This window comes from Streptomyces vulcanius (assembly GCF_042653945.1).
In the GTDB taxonomy this organism is placed as follows: Bacteria; Actinomycetota; Actinomycetes; order Streptomycetales; family Streptomycetaceae; genus Streptomyces; species Streptomyces mangrovi.
Map to the genome: position 1 here is coordinate 1 of NZ_JBHSFK010000031.1, position 16,094 is coordinate 16,094.

The window sequence follows — 16,094 nt, forward strand, 5'->3', positions numbered from 1 at the left end:
GGCCCGGGTGAGCGGGCGGCCCGGTGGCCGGGGCGGCCCGGGGGCCGGGGCGGCCCGGGGGCCGGGGCGGCCCACCACCCAGCCAACCGAGTCGGGCGGGCGGGTGGGCAAAGAGGGCCGGGGCGGAGCCCCCGGCCGGTTCTGCCGCTCCGGCTGGACCGCATGGCCCGGGCAGCCGAGTCGGCCAGGCGGCCCACCACCCAGCCAACCGAGTCGGGCGGGCGGGTGGGCAAAAAAAGGGGGCCCCGGGCCGAGCTGCCGCTCAGCCAGTCGCGGTCGTGCGGGTGTAGACCGCGCCCCGGCGTTGCACCATGGCTGCATGCTGCTGTCCCGGCTCGCCGACGTGTCCCGGGAGGTCGCGGCCACCTCGGCCCGCTCCCGCAAGATCGCGCTGCTCGCCGAACTGTTCCGGGAGACGGACGCGGACGACGTACCGATCGTCATCCCGTACCTGGCCGGACGGCTCCCGCAGGGCCGGCTGGGCGTCGGCTGGAAGGCGCTGAGCCGTCCGGCGGACCCGGCTGCCGAGCCGACGCTGACCGTGCGCGAGGTGGACGCGCTGCTCACCGTCCTCGGCACGGTCTCGGGTGCCGGTTCGCAGGCCGAACGGACCCGCCTGGTGGGCGAGTTGATGGGCGCGGCCACGGCGGACGAACAGCGGTTCCTGCTCGGGCTGATCAGCGGCGAGGTCCGCCAGGGCGCGCTGGACGCGATCGCCGTGGAGGGCCTGGCGCAGGCGACCGGGGCGCCGTCCGCGGCCGTCCGGCGGGCGGTGATGCTCGCGGGCTCGCTCCAGACGGTCGCGCGGGCGCTGCTGGCGGAGGGCCCTGAGGCTCTGGAGGGCTTCCGGCTGACCGTCGGCCGCCCGGTTGTGCCCATGCTCGCCCACACCGCGTCCTCGGTCACCGAGGCGGTCGGCAAGCTCGACACCGCCTGCGCGGTGGAGGAGAAGCTGGACGGCATCCGCGTCCAGGTGCACCGCGACGGCGACGAGATCCGCCTCTACACCCGCACCCTCGACGACATCACCGACCGGCTGCCCGAAGTGACGTCCGTCGCACAGCGGTTGAGTGGACGTCGGTTCATCCTGGACGGCGAGGTGATCGCCCTCGACGCCGCCGGCCGCCCCCGATCGTTCCAGGAGACGGCCGGCCGGGTCGGTTCCCGCCTGGACGTGACGACGGCCGCCGAGGCGGTGCCGGTCTCCCCCGTCTTCTTCGACGTACTGTCCGTGGACGGCCGCGACCTCCTCGACCTGCCGTTCGCCGAGCGGCATACGGAACTGGCGCGGCTGGTGCCGGAGCGGATGCGGGTGCGCAGGACGGTCGTCACCGGCGCGCAGGACGCCGAGGCGGCGGAGGAGTTCCTGCGGGAGACCCTGCGCCGGGGCCACGAGGGGGTCGTGGTCAAGTCGCTCGACGCGCCCTACAGCGCGGGCCGGCGCGGCGCGTCCTGGCTGAAGGTCAAGCCGGTCCACACCCTCGACCTGGTCGTCCTGGCCGTCGAGTGGGGCCATGGCCGCCGCACCGGCAGGCTCTCCAACCTGCATCTGGGCGCCCGTACGGCCGACGGCGGCTTCGCCATGCTCGGCAAGACCTTCAAGGGCATGACCGACGCGATGCTCGGCTGGCAGACGGAGCGTCTCCAGGGGCTCGCCGTGAAGGACGACGGCGGGGTGGTGACCGTACGCCCCGAGCTCGTCGTCGAGATCGCCTACGACGGTCTGCAGCGCTCCACCCGCTACCCGGCCGGCGTCACCTTGCGCTTCGCCCGCGTGGTCCGGTACCGGGAGGACAAGCGGCCGGAGGAGGCCGACACCGTGGAGACCCTGCTGGCCGCCCACCCGGAGGTGCACCCGTGACCCAGAAGCGCAGCGCGGGCCTGCTGCTGTTCCGACGCACCGCCGACGGCACGGAGGTGCTCCTCGGTCACATGGGCGGCCCGTACTTCGCGAAGAAGGACGCCGGCGCGTGGAGCGTCCCCAAGGGCGAGTACGAGCCCGACGAACCCGCCTGGGAAGCCGCCCGCCGCGAGTTCCGCGAGGAGTTGGGACTGGCCCCGCCCGACGGCGAGGCGATCCCGCTGGGGGAGGTCCGGCAGACGAACGGCAAGATCGTCACCGTATGGGCGGTCGAGGCGGATCTCGATCCGGCGGCGGTCGAGCCCGGCACGTTCACGATGGAGTGGCCGCCCCGGTCCGGGCAGCGGCAGGAGTTCCCTGAACTGGACCGGGTGGCGTGGTACGGCCTCGACCGCGCCCGCGAGCTGATCGTCCCGGCACAGGCCGCGTTTCTCGATCGCCTGACGGAGCACTCGGCCTGACGCGTACGCGTTGCGGTGTCCGGCGCGGCGCGGGAAGGTCGAAGCACAGGAAGCTCTTCAGGAGGTCGGTCATGCCCATCGCGACGGTGAACCCGGCGAACGGCGAGACGCTCAAGACGTACGAGGCCATGGGCGAGGAGGAGCTGGAACGCCGGCTCCAGCTGGCGGAGGCCACGTTCCGTACGTACCGCACGGCACACGTCGTCGACCGAGGGCGCCTCATGCTCCAGGCCGCGAACCTGCTGGACGAGGACCGGGACGACATCGCCCGGGTGATGACGACCGAGATGGGCAAGCCGGTCGTCCAGGCCCGCGCGGAGGCCGCGAAGTGCGCCAAGGCGATGCGCTGGTACGCCGAGCACGCGGAGGAGCTGCTCGCCGACGAGGAGCCGGCCGCGGCCGACGTGACGGACTCGGGTGCCTCGCGCGTCCGGGTCCGCTACCGGCCGCTGGGCCCGGTGCTGGCGGTGATGCCGTGGAACTTCCCGCTCTGGCAGGTGATCCGGTTCGCCGCGCCCGCGCTGATGGCGGGCAACGTGGGCCTGCTGAAGCACGCCTCGAACGTGCCGCAGACCGCCCTCTACCTGGAGGATTTGTTCCATCGCGCGGGCTTCACCGAGGGCTGTTTCCAGACCCTGCTGATCGGGTCGGGGGCGGTGGACGAGATCCTGCGCGACGAGCGGGTCAAGGCGGCCACCCTGACGGGCAGCGAGCCGGCCGGCCGGGCCGTCGCCTCCACCGCGGGCCGGATGGTCAAGAAGACGGTCCTGGAGCTGGGCGGCAGCGATCCGTTCGTGGTCATGCCGTCGGCGGACCTCGACCGGGCCGCGCGGGTCGCCGTGACCGCCCGGGTGCAGAACAACGGCCAGTCGTGCATCGCCGCGAAGCGGTTCATCGTCCACTCGGACGTGTACGACGCGTTCGCCGAGCGGTTCACCGAAGGGATGAAGGCCCTGAGGGTCGGCGACCCGCTGGAGGAGGAGACGGAGGTGGGCCCGCTGGCGAGCGAGCAGGGGCGGGCCGACCTGGAGGAGCTGGTGGACGACGCGACGCGCAGCGGGGCGCGGGTGCTGTGCGGTGGCGAACGTCCGGACGGGCCCGGCTGGTACTACCCGCCGACCGTCCTCGCCGGTCTCACCCGGGAGATGCGCATCCACCGCGAGGAGGCGTTCGGGCCGGTCGCGACGCTGTACCGGGCGGCCGACCTGGACGAGGCGGTGCTCATCGCGAACGACTCCCCCTTCGGCCTGAGTTCGAACGTGTGGACGCGTGACCAGGCCGAAGAGGACCGTTTCGTACGGGATCTGGAGGCCGGCGGGGTGTTCGTGAACGGGATGACGGCCTCGCATCCGGCGCTTCCGTTCGGCGGGGTGAAGCGGTCCGGGTACGGGCGTGAGCTGTCCGGGCACGGAATCCGCGAGTTCTGCAACATCACCACGGTTTGGCACGGTGCGTGAGTGCCGCGCGGCTACGATCCCGGGTGTGAACCGCGAAGTGACTCTGCCTCTGATCGTCGATGACCGCGGGACCTTGCAGGTGGCTGCCGCCGATGTGAGCAAGCTGCTCCGCACGTTGGGCGGTCGGTGGCTGCATCTCGTCGAGGCGGGCGCGGACGGACTCGACGAGGACACGGTGGCCGCCCTGACCATCGAACTGGCCAAGCTGGCCGACCGCATCGACGTGGCGTGCATCGCCCACAGCAGCGGGGGGACGCCTTGACCGAGGGGAGCCGTCCCGCCTACCGAATCGGCATCCCCGAGAGCGTCCTGGCGATCACCAGCCGCTGGATCTCACTCGTCCCTTCGAAAATGGTGTAGATCGCCGCGTCGCGGTGCATCCGCTCGACCGGGTACTCCCGCGTGTAGCCGTTGCCGCCCAGGATCTGGATCGCCTGCCCGGTGACCTTCTTCGCCGTCTCGCTCGCGTACAGCTTCGACATCGAGCCCTCGGCGGCGGTGAACGGCTTCCCGCTGACCGCCATCCAGGAGGCGCGCCAGACGAGCAGCCGGGCCGCGTCGATCTGGGTGCGCATGTCGGCGAGCTGGAAGGCGACACCCTGGTTGTCGATGATCGGCCGCCCGAACTGCTCACGGGTCTTGGCGTAGTCGAGGGCGACCTCGTACGCGGCGCGGGCCGTGCCGACGGCCATCGCGCCGACCGCCGGCCGCGAGGCCTCGAACGTCGCCATCGCCGCGTTCTTCACCCGCTCGCCGCCCGCCTTCGCCCGCTCGCGGGCCCGGGCCAGACGCTCGTCCAGCTTCTCCTTGCCGCCGAGCAGGCAGGAGCCGGGCACGCGGACGTTGTCGAGGACGACCTCGGCCGTGTGCGAGGCGCGGATGCCGTGCTTCTTGAACTTCTGGCCCTGGGCGAGACCGGGCGTGCCCGCCGGGACGATGAAGGAGGCGTGGCCCTTGGAGCCCAGCTCGGGGTCGACCACGGCGACGACGACATGGACGTTGGCGATGCCGCCGTTGGTCGCCCAGGTCTTCGTGCCGTTGATCACCCACTCGTCCTTGGCCTCGTCGTACACGGCACGCGTGCGCAGGGAGGCGACGTCGGAGCCGGCGTCGGGCTCGGAGGAGCAGAAGGCGGCCACCTTGACATCGCTCGCGTCGCCGTACATCTGGGGGATCCAGGTGCCGATCTGCTCCTCGGTACCGTTGGCGAGAACGCCCACGGCGGCCAGACCGGTGCCTACGATCGACAGGGCGATGCCCGCGTCGCCCCAGAACAGCTCCTCCATGGCCATCGGGATGCCGAGGCCGGTGGGGTCGAAGTACTGCTGCGCATAGAAATCGAGGGAGTAGATGCCGACCTTCGCGGCCTCCTGGATGACCGGCCAGGGAGTCTCCTCACGCTCGTCCCATTCGGCGGCCGCAGGGCGGATGACGTCGGCAGCGAAACCGTGCAGCCAGTCCCGGACCTCCTTCTGTTCGTCGTTGAGCTCCATGGTGAACTCGGCCATGTCCCCTCCAGCGGCGGGCGTGCGTGTTACTAGCGGTAACCCGAGTCTGTTACTGATCAGTAGAGAAAGTCAACTCCTGATGACGGCCCCGGGGCCCTCCAGCCTGTTCGATGTCAAGCTGCCGTCAGGTGTTAGTTTGCGCAGGCGTCACCGAATCACCACGGGTGGGGAGAGCACATGGACACCACGCAGCGGACCGAGCAACAGCGGTCCGCCGACCGCCGAAGGCGCGAACTGCTGGAGGCCGCGGACCGGGTGGTGCTCCGCGACGGCCCCCAGGCTTCCATGAACGCCATCGCGGCGGAGGCGGGCATCACTAAGCCGATTCTCTACCGGCACTTCGGTGACAAGGGCGGACTTTACGCCGCCCTTGCCAAGCGGCACACGGACGCGTTGCTGGACTCCCTACGGGCCGCGCTCGACGCGCCTGCCGAGCGGCGGGAGCGGGTCGAGGCGACGTTGGACACCTACCTGGCCGCGATCGAGGCCCGGCCTCAGGTGTACCGGTTTCTGATGCATCCGTCCGATGGCGGGCAGGGTACGGACCAGGGGTTCGACGTCGGCAAGCACTCCGCTCCGCTGCTTCGGCGCATGGGCGAGGAGTTGGCCCAGGTGATCGAGGAGCGGCTGGATCTCGGGCCGGGGAGTCAGCAGCTCGCGCGGGTCTGGGGGCACGGGATCGTGGGCATGATGCACGCGGCCGGGGACTGGTGGCTGGGGGAACGGCCCTGTACTCGGGCCGAGTTGGTGCGCAGCCTTGCCGACCTGTTGTGGGGTCGCCTCGCGGCTGCGGGGGACAAGATCGGAGGTCCGGGGTTTTGACGGTCGTCTGGATGGCTGCGGGTCCGCTGTGGCTGGTCGCGCCCACGCGGCGGAGCCGCAAATTTGATACAGCCCCGCGCCCCTAAAGATCACCGCTCACCCGGTGCCAAGAGGCTCGGCGTACCTGGTGTGTGAGCCGGCGTTTGCGCCAGCCGCGTACCCGGTCCGCGTACACCATGCCCTCCAAGTGATCGGTCTCGTGTTGCAAGCATCTGGCAAAGAATCCCGTGCCGTGGACTCGTACGCGGTCGCCGGTTGCCGTGAAGCCCTCGACCACCGCGTGGTCGTAGCGTTCGGTTCCCGCCTCCAGGCCCGGGAGGGACAGGCAGCCCTCGGGGCCGCGCAGGACGATGCCGTCGGCCTCCACCAGGCGGGGGTTCACGAGATGGCCCACGTGGCGGACCTCCTCGTCGTCGGGGCAGTCGTAGACGAAGACGCGCAGGGGCTCGCCCACCTGGTTGGCGGCGAGGCCCACGCCCTGGGCGGCGTACATCGTGGCGAACATGTCCTCGACGAGGCGGGCGAGTTCGGGGCCGAAGTCCGTGACCTCCCGGCAGGGGGCGCCGAGAACCGGGTCGCCGAGCAGGGTGAGGGGCCGGACGCGCCCGTGAGCGCCCGGGATGGAGCCTTGTCGCATGGCGGCAAGGGTACGGTCCTTTCTGACACGCGCATGCCGTGCCCGCGTAAGGCGGTGCCGCGATTCGGGAGTGCGAATGGATCTCGATAGGCTGACCCCCTACCACGTTGCCGTACGGCAGAGGCGCGGCGCGTACGCAAGGAGGATCGAGAACTGATGGCAGGCAACTCGGACCCGCTCACGCCGCGGGCCAAGATCGCCGTGACCGCGGGCAAGGCGGTCGCTGCGGCATCGCGTGCGGCCGGACGCGGCAGCGGTTCGGTGATCGGTGGCCGGGTGGCACTCAAACTCGATCCCGACCTTCTCGCCAGGCTCGCCCAGAACCTGGACGTCATTCTCGTGTCGGCGACGAACGGCAAGACGACCACGACGCGGCTGATCGCCGAGGCGCTGCGGGCCGCCGGGCCCGTGGTGTCCAACGCGCTCGGCGCCAACATGCCGGCCGGCATCACCTCGGCGCTCGCCGGCGGCTCGGACGCCAAGTTCGGGGTCATCGAGGTCGACGAGAAGTACCTCGCGGGCGTGGCCCGGGACACCGACCCCAAGTGCATCGCCCTGCTCAACCTCTCCCGCGACCAGCTGGACCGCGCCGCCGAGACCCGGATGCTCGCCGAGAACTGGCGCGAGGGGCTGGCCGGTTCCAAGGCCGTCGTCGTGGCCAACGCGGACGATCCGCTGGTGGTGTGGGCCGCCTCCTCCTCCCCCAACGTGATCTGGGTCGCCGCCGGACAGATGTGGAAGGACGACGCCTGGTCGTGCCCGTCCTGCGGCGGCGTCATGCAGCGGCCGGGCGACGACTGGTACTGCGGCGAGTGCGGGTTCCGCCGGCCGCAGCCGAGCTGGGCGCTGTCCGGGGACCATGTCATCGACCCGCACGGGTCCGCGTGGCCGATCCATCTCCAGCTGCCCGGGCGGGCCAACAAGGCGAACGCCGCGTCGTCCGCCGCCGTCGCCGCCGTGTTCGGCGTGCCGCCGCAGGTCGCGCTGGAGCGCATGTACCAGGTGCAGGCCGTCGCCGGTCGCTACGACGTCGTTCAGTTCCAGGGTCGTGATCTGCGGCTGCTGCTCGCGAAGAACCCGGCGGGCTGGCTCGAGACGTTCAGCCTGATCGATCCGCCGCCCGCCCCGGTGATCCTCTCGGTGAACGCGCGCGGTGCCGACGGCACCGACACCTCCTGGCTGTGGGACGTCGACTACACCCAGCTGGCCGGGCACCCGATCTTCGTCATCGGCGACCGCAAGCTGGACCTCGCGGTGCGCCTCGAAGTGGCGAACCAGCACTTCCAGGTGTGCGAGAGCGTCGACCAGGCCGTGCAGCTGTGCCCGCCCGGCCGGGTCGAGGTCATCGCGAACTACACGGCGTTCCAGGACCTGCGCCGCCGCGTCGGCAACTGACCGCAAAGGACGACCACTTCATGAGCGACAACCAGCTGCGGATCGTCTGGGTCTACCCGGACCTGCTCAGCACCTACGGCGACCAGGGCAACGTCCTGGTCGTGGAGCGCCGGGCGCGCCAGCGCGGTCTCGACGTGGCCCGTCTCGACGTGCGCAGCGACCAGCCGATCCCGACCTCCGGCGACATCTACTTCATCGGCGGCGGGGAGGACCGGCCGCAGCGGCTCGCGGCCGAGCGGCTGCGCCGGGACGCGCACCTGTACCAGGCGGTGAACAACGGCGCGATCGTGTTCGCGGTCTGCGCCGGCTACCAGATCCTGGGCCACGAGTTCGTCAACGACCTCGGCCAGCGCGAGCCCGGTCTCGGGCTGCTCGACGTCACCACGGTGCGCGGCGAGGGCGAGCGGTGCGTCGGCGACGTCCTCGCGGACATCGACCCCCGGCTCGGGCTGCCGCCGCTCACCGGCTTCGAGAACCACCAGGGCGTCACCCGCCTCGGCCCGACCGCCCGCCCCTTCGCCCGGGTCCAGATCGGCAAGGGCAACGGCACGGGCGACGGCACGGAGGGGGCGTACAACGACACCGTGTTCGGTACCTACATGCACGGGCCGGTGCTGGCCAGGAACCCCCTGATCGCGGATCTGCTGCTGAAGCTGGCGCTCGATGTGAACGCGCTCCCGCCGAGCGACGACCGCTGGTACGAGGCGCTGCGCAACGAGCGGATCACCGCCGCCCAGCAGCCTGCCTGACCTGTCTGTTCACCTGATCTTCAGAGTGCCGTCAACAGCCCGTCTGGCGGCGCGTCCGCACAGGTGAGCAGGCGCGTCCAGCAGGCGGACGTGTCCTTCGGCCCCGCCCCCTCCTGCCGCTAGGGTGGCGGGGATCGAGCCGGACAGTGCGGTCCGGACCCGGCCCACTCGGAGAAGGTTGTTTCGGGCTATGCGTATTGGTGTCCTCACGTCCGGCGGCGACTGCCCCGGCCTGAACGCCGTCATCCGGTCCGTCGTGCACCGTGCCGTCGCGGACCACGGCGACGAGGTCATCGGCTTCCGGGACGGCTGGCGGGGCCTTCTGGAGTGCGACTACCTCAAGCTCGATCTCGACGCGGTGGCGGGCATCCTGGCCCGCGGCGGCACCATCCTCGGCTCCTCCCGGGTCCAGCCCTCGCAGCTGCGGGACGGCGTGGAGCGGGCCAGGGGCCATGTCGAGGAGCTCGGTCTCGACGCGATCATCCCGATCGGCGGTGAGGGCACCCTCAAGGCGGCCCGGCTGATGTCCGACGCCGGGCTGCCCGTCGTCGGCGTCCCGAAGACCATCGACAACGACATCGCCGTCACCGACGTCACCTTCGGCTTCGACACGGCCGTAGGGGTGGCCACGGAGGCGCTGGACCGGCTGAAGACCACCGCCGAGTCCCACCAGCGGGTGCTGGTCGTCGAGGTCATGGGGCGGCACACCGGCTGGATAGCGCTGCAGTCCGGCATGGCGGCCGGCGCCCACGCCATCGTCGTACCGGAGAGGCCCTTCGACATCGAGGAGCTGGCCCGGCGGGTGGGTGCGCGGTTCGAGGCCGGGAAGCGGTTCGCGATCGTCGTCGCGGCGGAGGGGGCCAAGCCGGCGGCCGGCACGATGGACTTCGCCGAGGGCGCGAAGGACATCTACGGGCACGAGCGGTTCGCCGGGATCGCCCGGCAGCTGTCCGTCGAGCTGGAGGCCCGGCTGGGGAAGGAAGCGCGGCCGGTCATTCTCGGGCATGTGCAGCGCGGTGGTACGCCGACCGCCTACGACCGGGTGCTCGCGACCCGGTTCGGGTGGCACGCGGTGGAGGCGGCGCACCGGGGTGACTTCGGGAAGATGACGGCCCTGCGCGGGACGGACATCGTGATGGTCTCGCTGGCCGAGGCCGTGGAGACCCTGAAGACCGTGCCCGCCGAGCGGTACGCGGAGGCGGAGACGGTCCTGTAGGAGCGCGCACTCGAGAAGCCCCCGGTGACCGGAGTCGCCGGGGGCTTCTCTACTCTGGTGGGCGGCAGGAAACGCACATCCCCCCACGAATCAGGAGTCGCCCACCATGGATCACAGCGGGCACGGCGTGACGATGGATCTGCCGCCGTTCACGCTGGGGCGGGGGCTCGTGTGGTCGGCGGATCCGTTCTTTCTCGTCGCCTGTCTGGTGGGGCTCGGGCTGTACGGCTGGGGGGTCGTGCGGCTGCGGCGGCGCGGGGACGCGTGGCCGGTCGGGCGGACGGTGTCGTACGTCATCGGTGTGCTGACCGTGCTGCTGGTGATGTGCACGGGGCTGAACGACTACGGGATGGTCATGTTCAGCGTGCACATGGTGCAGCACATGGTGATCAGCATGCTGTCGCCGATTCTGATTCTGCTGGGCGCGCCGATGACGCTGGCCCTGCGGGCGCTGCCGGCCACCGGCGGGGGTCGCAAGGGGCCGCGTGAGCTGCTGCTGATGCTGCTGCACAGCCGGTACATGCGGATCATCACGCATCCCGCGTTCACGATCCCGCTGTTCATCGCCTCGCTGTACGCGCTGTACTTCACGCCTCTGTTCGACTTCCTGATGGAGTCGAAGGTCGGGCACATCGCGATGATGGTGCACTTCCTCGCCGTGGGCGTCGTGTTCTTCTGGCCGATCATCGGGGTGGACCCGGGGCCGCGGCGGCCCGGTTATCTGCTGCGGATGCTGGAGCTGTTCGCGGGGATGCCGTTCCACGCGTTCTTCGGTATCGCGCTGATGATGGCGTCCCAGCCGATGGTGAAGACGTTCGAGAACCCGCCCGCCTCGCTGGGCATCGACGCGCTGTCCGACCAGACCGCGGCCGGTGGGATCGCGTGGGCGTTCAGCGAGGTCCCGTCGGTGCTGGTGCTGATCGCGCTGCTGTTCCAGTGGTACGGCTCCGAGCAGCGGCAGGCGAAGCGCACGGACCGGGCGGCCGACCGGGACGGCGACAAGGAGCTGGAGGCTTACAACGCCTATCTCGCGTCGCTGAACGCTCGCGGGCGCTGAACCGGCGCGCCATCGGCGAAGGCAGGGCACCATGGACGTGGACCCGCCCAGCGGAGGGCGGCCCTAGGAGGGTGTCGCGATGGCCGGTTCCACGGACGGTTCCACGAAGACCATGGGGGTGCTCACCGTCGGCGGGCTGGTCGTGGTGACCGCCTACACGGTGGCCCTCGGCAGCAACGGCTGGCTGTGGTTCGGCTGGGTCGTGCTCGGGCTGATCACGCTCGCGATGATCGTGCTGAAGGCTTCGTAGCCGGAGGGGTCACGCCGACCAGTGGACGCCCGGCTGGTACTTCGGCAGCCGGGCGGTGATCTTCATACCCGCGCCCACGGCGGTCTCGATGACCAGGCCGTGGTCGTCGCCGTACACCTGGCGGAGCCGGTCGTCGACATTGGACAGGCCGATGCCGCCGGACGGGCTGACCTCGCCGGCCAGGACGCGGCGCAGCAGGACCGGGTCCATGCCGGCGCCGTCGTCCTCGATGACGACGAGGGCCTCGGCGCCCGCGTCCTGGGCCGTGATCCGTATATGGCATTTGTCCGCCTTTCCTTCCAGACCGTGCTTCACGGCGTTCTCCACGAGGGGCTGGAGGCAGAGGAAGGGCAGGGCGACCGGGAGGACCTCGGGGGCGATCTGGAGGGTGACGGCGAGACGGTCGCCGAAGCGGGCGCGGACCAGGGCCAGGTAGTGGTCGATGGCGTGCAGCTCGTCGGCGAGGGTGGTGAAGTCGCCGTGCCTGCGGAACGAGTAGCGGGTGAAGTCGGCGAACTCCAGGAGCAGCTCGCGGGCGCGTTCGGGGTCGGTGCGGACGAAGGACGCGATCACGGCGAGCGAGTTGAAGATGAAGTGCGGGGAGATCTGGGCGCGCAAGGCCTTGATCTCCGCCTCGATGAGTTTCGTACGGGACTGGTCGAGGTCCGCCAGCTCGAGCTGGACGCTCACCCAGCGGGCCACCTCCCCCGCCGCCCGGACCAGGACGGCCGACTCGCGGGGCGCGCAGGCGACCAGGGCGCCGTGCACCCGGTCGTCGACGGTGAGGAGGGCGAGGACCGCCCAGCGGACGGGACAGTCGGGGTGGTCGCAGGTCAGCCGGAAGGCCTCGCCCCGGCCGGTCTCCAGCGGGCCCGCCAGCCGTTCCATGATCTCGGCGCGGTGGTGGGCGCCCACTCCGTCCCAGGCCAGGACCCCCTTCTGGTCGGTCAGGCACAGGGCGTCCGTGCCGAGCAGCGTGCGCAGCCGGCGGGCCGACTTGCGGGCCGTCTCCTCGGTGAGCCCCGCCCGCAGCGGGGGTGTGGCCAGGGAGGCGGTGTGCAGGGTCTGGAAGGTGGCGTGCTCGACGGGGGTGCCGAGGCCGCCGAGGTTCTCGGGGCGGGCGGTGCGGCGGCCGAGCCAGAAGCCGGCGGCGAGGCAGGGCAGGATCGCCATGCACAGTCCCGCGAGGAAGTCGCTCATGTCCGTGCCTCCGCCGCCCTGAGCTGTTCCTCCGTGTGCAGTTCCTCGGGCAGGTGGAAGCGGGCCAGGATGGCGGCGGTGCCGGCCGGGATGCGGCCCGGGGTGGCCAGGGAGACCAGGATCATGGTCAGAAAGCCCAGCGGTACGGACCACAGCGCCGGCCAGGCGAGGAGGGCGTGCAGACCGCCGCCGGTGACGGGCAGGCCGGCCATGGTCGCGGCGACCGCGAGGAACGCCGAGCCGCCGCCGACCAGCATCCCGGCCACCGCGCCGGGCGGGGTCAGCCGGCGCCACCAGATACCGAGGACGAGCAGCGGGCAGAAGGAGGACGCCGACACCGCGAAGGCGAGGCCCACCGCGTCGGCGACCGGCAGTCCGCCCACCAGCAGGCTCGCCGCCAGCGGTACGGCCATCGCGAGCAGGGTGCCGAGGCGGAAGTGCCGTACGCCACGGGTCGGCAGCACGTCCTGGGTGAGGACGCCCGCGATGGCCATCGTCAGCCCGGACGCCGTGGACAGGAACGCCGCGAACGCGCCCCCGGCGACCAGCGCGCCGAGCAGGTCGCCGCCGAGGCCGCCGATCATCCGGTCGGGCAGCAGGAGGACGGCGGCGTCGGCGGAGCCGGTGAGGGCGAGTTCGGGGGTGTAGAGGCGGCCGAGGGCGCCGTAGACGGGCGGCAGCAGGTAGAAGGCGCCGATGAGGGCGAGGACGGCGACCGTGGTGCGGCGGGCGGCGACGCCGTGCGGGCTGGTGTAGAAGCGGACGACGACGTGCGGCAGGCCCATGGTGCCGAGGAAGGTGGCGAGGATCAGACCGTACGTGGCGTACAGCGGGCGTTCCTCGCGGCCGGACGCCAGCGAGGTGGACATGCCGCCGTTGCTGCCCCGGTCGGCGGTGGGGACGGTGGCGCCCTTGGCGAAGGTGAGGCGGGTGCCCTCGGCGATGCGATGGGTACCGGCGGGGAGGCGGAGCACGGTGCCGTTCTGCGGGCGGCCGTCGACCGTGCCCCTGACGGTGACGGTCAGCGGGCGGTCCAGCTTGAGGTCGAGGGTCTCGGCGACGCGCACGGTGCGCTGCTCGCGGAAGGCGGGCGGCTCCGTGAAGGCCTGCCGGGGGGCTCCGTCGCCCTGCCAGGCGAGGACCAGGAAGAGGGCCGGGACGAGGAGCGCGGTGAGCTTGAGCCAGTACTGGAAGGCCTGCACGAAGGTGATGCTGCGCATGCCGCCCGCGGCGACGGTCGCGGTGACGACCAGCGCCACGATCAGCCCGCCGAGCGAGTCCGGGGCGCCGGTGAGGACGGTCAACGTCAGTCCGGCGCCCTGGAGTTGGGGCAGCAGATAGAGCCAGCCGACGCCGACCACGAAGGTGCCCGCGAGGCGTCGTACGGCCGGGGAGGCGAGGCGGGCCTCGGCGAAGTCGGGGAGGGTGTAGGCGCCGGAGCGGCGCAGCGGGGCGGCGACGAACAGGAGCAGGACCAGGTATCCGGCGGTGTAGCCGACCGGGTACCAGAGCATGTCCGGGCCCTGGACCAGGACGAGTCCGGCGATGCCGAGGAAGGAGGCGGCGGAGAGGTACTCGCCGCTGATGGCGGCGGCGTTGAGGCGGGGGCCGACGGTGCGGGAGGCGACGTAGAAGTCGGAGGTGGTGCGGGAGATGCGCAGTCCGAAGGCGCCGACCAGGACGGTCGCGACGACCACGAGCGCGACGGCGGGAACGGCGTAGGTCGAGTTCACCGGTCTTCTACCAGCCGCACGAAGTCCCGTTCGTTGCGTTCGGCGCGGCGGACGTACCAGCGGGCGAGCAGGACGAGCGGGAGGTAGAGGCCGAAGCCGAGGACCGCCCACTGCAGCCGGTGGGCGTCGGGCATCGCCGCGAACAGCAGGGGCAGCGGGCCGACGAGCAGGGCGAGGACGGCGAACACCGTGAGGGCGGCACGGAGTTGGGAGCGCATCAGGGAGCGGACGTAGGTGTGGCCGAGGGTGGTCTGCTCGTCGATCTCGGTGCGCGGGCGGTAGTAGCCGGAGGCGCGTCGGGTGCGGCGCGGCGGGCCGGTGACGACGACACGGCGCTCGGCGGGATCCTGGGGCACGCTCACGTCCTCCTCATCAGCAGGTCCCGCAGTTCGCGGGCGTGGCGGCGGCTGACCTGGAGTTCCTCGTCGCCGACCAGGACGCTCACCGTGCCGGCGTCCAGGCGGAGTTCGCCTATGTGGCGCAGGGCGACGAGATGGCGGCGGTGGATACGGACGAAGCCGCGGGCGCGCCAGCGCTCCTCCAGGGTGGACAGGGGGATGCGGACCAGGTGGCTGCCGCGGTCGGTGTGCAGTCGGGCGTAGTCGCCCCGGGCCTCGACGTGGGTGATGTCGTCGACGGCGACGAAGCGGGTCACACCGCCGAGTTCGACGGGTATGTGGTCGGGGTCGGGCTCGTGCACCGGGATGCGGGGCGCGGTGCCGCGCAGTTCGGTGGCGCGGCGGACGGCCTCGGCGAGGCGTTCCTTGCGGACCGGTTTGAGGACGTAGTCGACGGCCTTGAGGTCGAAGGCCTGGACGGCGAAGTCCTCGTGGGCGGTGACGAACACGACCAGCGGCGGGCGGGCGAAGCCGGTGAGCAGCCGGGCCAGATCGAGGCCGTCGAGGCCGGGCATCTGGATGTCGAGGAAGACCACGTCGATGGCCTCGGGGCCGTGCGGCCCCGACTCCAGGGCGCGGTTGAGCCGGCGCAGCGCCTCGGTCGCGTCGCCGGCGCCCTCCACGCTGCCGATCCGGGGATCGGCGTTGAGGAGGTACAGCAGTTCCTCCAGCGAGGGGCGTTCGTCGTCGACGGCGAGGGCGCGCAGCATGAACGTGGAGTGTAGGGGCGAACCGCACGCCTGGACATGTACCGGGGTGTGGACGTGGTCGCTGGATACAGTGCCCCCATGAACAGCACGCCTGCTCCCTTCGACGAGCTCGACCGGAAGATCGTCACCGCTCTGATGGCGAACGCCCGGACGAGCTTCGCCGAGATCGGCACGGCGATCGGTCTCTCCGCGACGGCGGTCAAGCGCCGGGTGGACCGGTTGCGGGAGACGGGTGTGATCACGGGGTTCACGGCGACGGTGAAGCCGGCGGCGCTGGGCTGGCGCACGGAGGCGTACGTGGAGGTGTACTGCGAGGGCGCCGCGCCCCCCAGGCGGCTGGCGGAGGTGATGCGCAACCATCCGGAGATCATCGCGGCGATGACGGTGACGGGCGGGGCGGACGCGCTGCTGCATGTGCGGGCGCGGGACGTGGAGCACTTCGAGGAGGTGCTGGAGCGGATCCGGGTGGAGCCGTTCATCCGGAAGACGATCAGCGTGATGGTGCTGTCCCATCTGCTGCCGGACGCCCCGGAGGCGGGCGCGACGCAGCCCGCACCAGACGTGCGCTGAGCAGGCCGAAGACGCAGCATTCCTGCGTGGACACGCAGCTCTTGTTCCTTGTCGTGCGCCCTTCCCATTT

At 71.5% G+C, this 16,094-nt stretch carries 17 protein-coding genes; 11 read left to right on the forward strand and 6 right to left on the reverse strand.

From position 1 onward, the window contains the following. Nucleotides 1-319: 319 nt before the first annotated feature. The 4 genes from ACFPIH_RS37195 to ACFPIH_RS37210 all read left to right on the forward strand — a co-directional run bounded on the left by ACFPIH_RS37195 (nucleotide 320) and on the right by ACFPIH_RS37210 (nucleotide 4,041). Nucleotides 320-1,861 (forward strand): ATP-dependent DNA ligase, encoded by a 1,542-nt coding sequence (locus tag ACFPIH_RS37195; protein WP_381168962.1) that lies wholly within the window; start codon nucleotides 320-322, stop codon nucleotides 1,859-1,861. After that, nucleotides 1,858-2,322 carry an NUDIX hydrolase gene (locus tag ACFPIH_RS37200; RefSeq protein ID WP_381168964.1) on the forward strand — a complete coding sequence of 155 codons (465 nt, stop codon included), beginning with the start codon at nucleotides 1,858-1,860 and terminating at the stop codon, nucleotides 2,320-2,322. The genes ACFPIH_RS37195 and ACFPIH_RS37200 overlap by 4 nt, the downstream gene beginning before the upstream one ends. Before the next feature lie 71 nt (nucleotides 2,323-2,393). Further along, on the forward strand, nucleotides 2,394-3,779 hold the full coding sequence (locus tag ACFPIH_RS37205; protein WP_381168966.1) for an NADP-dependent succinic semialdehyde dehydrogenase: 1,386 nt from the start codon (nucleotides 2,394-2,396) through the stop codon (nucleotides 3,777-3,779). A gap of 25 nt (nucleotides 3,780-3,804) precedes the next feature. Then, nucleotides 3,805-4,041, forward strand: coding sequence for a DUF6213 family protein (locus ACFPIH_RS37210; protein ID WP_062646401.1), 237 nt, complete (start codon nucleotides 3,805-3,807; stop codon nucleotides 4,039-4,041). A gap of 19 nt (nucleotides 4,042-4,060) precedes the next feature. On the opposite strand, the gene ACFPIH_RS37215 is transcribed toward ACFPIH_RS37210, so the two are convergent. Next, entirely contained in the window at nucleotides 4,061-5,287 is a 1,227-nt protein-coding gene (locus ACFPIH_RS37215) for an acyl-CoA dehydrogenase family protein (protein WP_381168969.1), read from the reverse strand. A gap of 177 nt (nucleotides 5,288-5,464) precedes the next feature. Here ACFPIH_RS37215 and ACFPIH_RS37220 point away from each other — a divergent pair, with 177 nt between their 5' ends. Continuing rightward, the gene (locus ACFPIH_RS37220) at nucleotides 5,465-6,109 is read left to right on the forward strand and encodes a TetR/AcrR family transcriptional regulator (protein WP_381168971.1); all 645 of its coding nucleotides are present in this window, start codon (nucleotides 5,465-5,467) and stop codon (nucleotides 6,107-6,109) included. Between the two features lie 82 nt (nucleotides 6,110-6,191). On the opposite strand, the gene def is transcribed toward ACFPIH_RS37220, so the two are convergent. Continuing rightward, complete coding sequence (gene def / locus ACFPIH_RS37225; protein WP_381168973.1) at nucleotides 6,192-6,746, reverse strand: peptide deformylase; 555 nt, start codon at nucleotides 6,744-6,746, stop codon at nucleotides 6,192-6,194. A 156-nt stretch (nucleotides 6,747-6,902) separates the two neighbouring features. On the opposite strand from def, the gene ACFPIH_RS37230 reads away from it, so the two are divergent. From ACFPIH_RS37230 to ACFPIH_RS37250, 5 genes are all read left to right on the forward strand, one after another. Beyond that, entirely contained in the window at nucleotides 6,903-8,141 is a 1,239-nt protein-coding gene (locus ACFPIH_RS37230) for a MurT ligase domain-containing protein (protein WP_381168975.1), read from the forward strand. A 20-nt stretch (nucleotides 8,142-8,161) separates the two neighbouring features. Further along, nucleotides 8,162-8,890 carry a type 1 glutamine amidotransferase gene (locus tag ACFPIH_RS37235; protein WP_381168977.1) on the forward strand — a complete coding sequence of 243 codons (729 nt, stop codon included), beginning with the start codon at nucleotides 8,162-8,164 and terminating at the stop codon, nucleotides 8,888-8,890. Nucleotides 8,891-9,080: 190 nt separating this feature from the next. After that, entirely contained in the window at nucleotides 9,081-10,106 is a 1,026-nt protein-coding gene (locus ACFPIH_RS37240; protein WP_381168979.1) for a 6-phosphofructokinase, read from the forward strand. 106 nt (nucleotides 10,107-10,212) lie between these two features. Then, nucleotides 10,213-11,163: a cytochrome c oxidase assembly protein gene (locus ACFPIH_RS37245; RefSeq protein ID WP_381168981.1), complete on the forward strand. Its 951-nt coding sequence runs from the start codon at nucleotides 10,213-10,215 to the stop codon at nucleotides 11,161-11,163. Nucleotides 11,164-11,242: 79 nt separating this feature from the next. After that, the gene (locus tag ACFPIH_RS37250; protein ID WP_381168983.1) at nucleotides 11,243-11,413 is read left to right on the forward strand and encodes a hypothetical protein; all 171 of its coding nucleotides are present in this window, start codon (nucleotides 11,243-11,245) and stop codon (nucleotides 11,411-11,413) included. Between the two features lie 9 nt (nucleotides 11,414-11,422). Here ACFPIH_RS37250 and ACFPIH_RS37255 read toward each other — a convergent pair whose 3' ends face one another. Genes ACFPIH_RS37255 through ACFPIH_RS37270 form a run of 4 tightly spaced genes read right to left on the reverse strand, consistent with a single transcriptional unit; the run spans nucleotide 11,423 to nucleotide 15,454 of the window. Continuing rightward, a complete protein-coding gene (locus tag ACFPIH_RS37255; protein ID WP_381168985.1) occupies nucleotides 11,423-12,613 on the reverse strand; it encodes a sensor histidine kinase in 1,191 nt (396 codons plus the stop codon). Next, a complete protein-coding gene (locus ACFPIH_RS37260; protein WP_381168987.1) occupies nucleotides 12,610-14,346 on the reverse strand; it encodes a sodium/solute symporter in 1,737 nt (578 codons plus the stop codon). Before ACFPIH_RS37260 ends, ACFPIH_RS37255 begins: the two co-directional genes overlap by 4 nt. After that, nucleotides 14,343-14,702, reverse strand: coding sequence for a hypothetical protein (locus ACFPIH_RS37265; RefSeq protein WP_381168989.1), 360 nt, complete (start codon nucleotides 14,700-14,702; stop codon nucleotides 14,343-14,345). Before ACFPIH_RS37265 ends, ACFPIH_RS37260 begins: the two co-directional genes overlap by 4 nt. Nucleotides 14,703-14,704: 2 nt before the next feature. Next, nucleotides 14,705-15,454: a LytR/AlgR family response regulator transcription factor gene (locus tag ACFPIH_RS37270; RefSeq protein WP_381168991.1), complete on the reverse strand. Its 750-nt coding sequence runs from the start codon at nucleotides 15,452-15,454 to the stop codon at nucleotides 14,705-14,707. A gap of 78 nt (nucleotides 15,455-15,532) precedes the next feature. Here ACFPIH_RS37270 and ACFPIH_RS37275 point away from each other — a divergent pair, with 78 nt between their 5' ends. Next, nucleotides 15,533-16,024 carry an Lrp/AsnC family transcriptional regulator gene (locus tag ACFPIH_RS37275; protein WP_381168993.1) on the forward strand — a complete coding sequence of 164 codons (492 nt, stop codon included), beginning with the start codon at nucleotides 15,533-15,535 and terminating at the stop codon, nucleotides 16,022-16,024. Nucleotides 16,025-16,094 lie beyond the last annotated feature (70 nt).

Excerpts from the sequence above, each read along its gene's own strand:
- ACFPIH_RS37220 (WP_381168971.1), top strand. The coding sequence starts at position 5,465 with ATGGACACCACGCAGCGGACCGAGCAACAGCGGTCCGCCGACCGCCGA.
- ACFPIH_RS37235 (WP_381168977.1), top strand. The coding sequence starts at position 8,162 with ATGAGCGACAACCAGCTGCGGATCGTCTGGGTCTACCCGGACCTGCTC.
- ACFPIH_RS37250 (WP_381168983.1), top strand. The coding sequence starts at position 11,243 with ATGGCCGGTTCCACGGACGGTTCCACGAAGACCATGGGGGTGCTCACC.
- ACFPIH_RS37215 (WP_381168969.1), bottom strand. The coding sequence starts at position 5,287 with ATGGCCGAGTTCACCATGGAGCTCAACGACGAACAGAAGGAGGTCCGG.
- ACFPIH_RS37275 (WP_381168993.1), top strand. The coding sequence starts at position 15,533 with ATGAACAGCACGCCTGCTCCCTTCGACGAGCTCGACCGGAAGATCGTC.
- ACFPIH_RS37240 (WP_381168979.1), top strand. The coding sequence starts at position 9,081 with ATGCGTATTGGTGTCCTCACGTCCGGCGGCGACTGCCCCGGCCTGAAC.
- ACFPIH_RS37270 (WP_381168991.1), bottom strand. The coding sequence starts at position 15,454 with ATGCTGCGCGCCCTCGCCGTCGACGACGAACGCCCCTCGCTGGAGGAA.
- ACFPIH_RS37255 (WP_381168985.1), bottom strand. The coding sequence starts at position 12,613 with ATGAGCGACTTCCTCGCGGGACTGTGCATGGCGATCCTGCCCTGCCTC.
- ACFPIH_RS37195 (WP_381168962.1), top strand. The coding sequence starts at position 320 with ATGCTGCTGTCCCGGCTCGCCGACGTGTCCCGGGAGGTCGCGGCCACC.
- ACFPIH_RS37245 (WP_381168981.1), top strand. The coding sequence starts at position 10,213 with ATGGATCACAGCGGGCACGGCGTGACGATGGATCTGCCGCCGTTCACG.
- ACFPIH_RS37205 (WP_381168966.1), top strand. The coding sequence starts at position 2,394 with ATGCCCATCGCGACGGTGAACCCGGCGAACGGCGAGACGCTCAAGACG.
- ACFPIH_RS37230 (WP_381168975.1), top strand. The coding sequence starts at position 6,903 with ATGGCAGGCAACTCGGACCCGCTCACGCCGCGGGCCAAGATCGCCGTG.
- def (WP_381168973.1), bottom strand. The coding sequence starts at position 6,746 with ATGCGACAAGGCTCCATCCCGGGCGCTCACGGGCGCGTCCGGCCCCTC.